Raw genomic sequence first — 2526 nt, forward strand, 5'->3', positions numbered from 1 at the left:
TTATTAAACATTGCAATAATCCATATATATCTTCTTTTGATATTAACATTTTATTAATAAAAGGATTACCACTATTTATTGTCATTACAGTTGCTAATCCCAATATAGATATGCTATTTAATTTAAGAAAATCTTTTTTCTTTAACTGATTTTGGAACTTACAAATTAATTGATTATCTCTATGAATTGATAACTCAAAGTTCATAGTATTCACTCCTTTGTATTCTTAATTAAATCTTCCCGTAATATTTCTTTTATTACTTGAGATCTGTCTTCTAAATTTATTAGTAAATTATAAAGTTCCTGATCTTTTTTTGTGCTTTTAAAACTAATATGAATAGTTTTGGCTTTACCCATTTTTTATATTCTTCTTTGTCTTTTAATAATATAAACTATACAATTATTGTCTAATTTGTTACCAAGTTATTACAAATATTTTTAAGATTTAAATATATTATAGATTAAGAACAAGTAATGATTGATTTATTTTAATTTAAATAAAGAATATGTAAATGTTAATATGAAAGTATATTAAAATTCCAACATCATAAATTATTTAACCCTAAAAATAGAAAAGAAATATTGATAATTGGTTAAATTTACCATATAATAAGGTTTAATTATTATTATATATAAAGTATGGGGGATACATCAATGGTAAAAAATAAAATACAAATATTATTATTATCAGGAGTAATAATAGCTTCAACATTTTCACATTCAACAATAGTTTTTGCACAAGAAGGCATACCTAAAGTTGATGAAATAACTTATCCAATATTGTTGACACATGATAAAAGCACTTCATTACCAGTTATGAAACATACAATAACTAAAAAAAACTATAATATATTAGATGATAATATTGAAATTAATGGTGATACAGTGACGGTTAAGCTAAAGGACAACAATTCGCTAAAAGACATAATGATAGGGGCTAATATAGGTTCCGTAAAAAATATTAAAATAATAACAGAAGGAACTAAACAAATGTCTTGGGAGGATTATGATTATTTAAAAGAAATTAAAATACCAAATATTGATTTGTCATTAACTAAAACAGATAAAGTTTGGGGAAATATTTTTACTGGGGATATCAGTAATCCTAATTATTGGCTTTAATCTATAAAGTTACCTGAAGGTATTGAAACAATAGGTATTGGAGCATTTTATTTTTGTACTGGATTAAAAAGTATAGAACTACCTAATACTTTGCAAACTATTGATGAAGGAGCTTTTGACCACTCAGGTTTAGAGTACATTAAAATTCCAGATTCAGTTAAAACTATAGAATCTCGTGCTTTTACAAGATGTTATTATTTAAAAAATATTTCATTAGGAAATTCTATACGTAGTATAGGTAGCCTAGCTTTTTCACGTTGTGGATTGCAAGATATAGTATTTCCTGATTCTTTAGTTGCAATAGAAGCTGAAGCTTTTTCCGGAAGTTTATTGGAAAACATTACATTTACAAATTCTATCAGTAGTATTAATTCCTATGCTTTTTATGGTTGTACTGAATTAAAAAATGTTGTTATTCCTAATTCTATTAATAATTTAAGTAGTGATACATTTGCTTACTGTTCATCTGATTTAAAAATTACAATTGGGATAAATGATATTAACCATTTTTATAGTCTTACAAATTTTATCGCTTATAATAATCAAAAAAATATTACTTTAGATATACCTTATGGAACATCACTAGATATAGAAGATGAATTATTAAATGGCTGTAATAAAGCAGAAATAGGATTAAATTTAGAAAATGGTGATATTTATAATGGAGGTATTTCAAATGAGAATGTATATCTAATTATACCTGCACAACATAAAAAAGATAATATAGTTATTACTAAAGATGGTAAACCTTATGCTACTCCAGATAAAACTGAACGTGGATATGGTTTTTATGAAAGTGGATATTATAAAATAAAAGTAATTACAGATGCCTATGTAGAATCAGAAATTGAAATAATAATAGTTGATAAATTGCAACTTAAGAAATTAATTGAAACTATAGAAACTAGTGATAAATTTGTAGAAGATAAATGGACAAGTGAAAGCTGGAATACATTATTAATTGCATTAGAAAAAGCTAAGAGTGTATTAAATGATAGTAGTGCAACACAAGATCAAGTTAATAGTGCAGCTAATATACTTCAAGATGCTATAGATCAATTAGAAGTATCAGCTGACATAAATAAAGATGGTAGCGTTGATATTGAAGATCTTGCATTAGTGTCAAAATACTTTGGACAAGAAAAATTAGAATATGATTTAAATGGTGACAATATAATTAATGAATTTGAAATTAATTATATTAGTAATAAAATTTTAAATATATAGAGAGTTTAAAAATATTATATATACTTAGTTTATATTGAATTAAAAAGAATAAAAATAATATTAAAGCAGAGGTTAATTTTTTTATCTCTATTTTATTTTTCATAAAATTTTTTGTAATAAAGCAGTAATACAATAAGTATAAATGTTTAAATCTTAAACAGACTAATAATATTATTA

At 23.6% G+C, this 2526-nt stretch carries 3 protein-coding genes; 2 read left to right on the plus strand and 1 reads right to left on the minus strand.

Features of this window, described 5'->3' with window-relative positions; genetic code table 11:
* The coding region (locus tag GBZ86_RS14875) for a hypothetical protein (protein ID WP_152891945.1) at positions 1–205 on the minus strand (205 nt) is incomplete at its 3' end.
* Between the two features lie 449 nt (positions 206–654).
* Here GBZ86_RS14875 and GBZ86_RS14880 point away from each other — a divergent pair.
* On the plus strand, positions 655–1122 hold the full coding sequence (locus GBZ86_RS14880; RefSeq protein WP_152891947.1) for a hypothetical protein: 468 nt from the start codon (positions 655–657) through the stop codon (positions 1120–1122).
* A gap of 3 nt (positions 1123–1125) precedes the next feature.
* A complete protein-coding gene (locus GBZ86_RS18695) occupies positions 1126–2349 on the plus strand; it encodes a leucine-rich repeat protein (RefSeq protein ID WP_327445281.1) in 1224 nt (407 codons plus the stop codon).
* Positions 2350–2526: the final 177 nt, after the last annotated feature.

Origin of the sequence: Clostridium tarantellae (assembly GCF_009295725.1) — a bacterium.
GTDB lineage: Bacteria > Bacillota > Clostridia > Clostridiales > Clostridiaceae > Sarcina > Sarcina tarantellae.

Bases quoted from the DNA above. Each gene is read 5' to 3' on its own strand.
- GBZ86_RS14880 (WP_152891947.1), top strand. From the start codon at position 655: ATGGTAAAAAATAAAATACAAATATTATTATTATCAGGAGTAATAATA.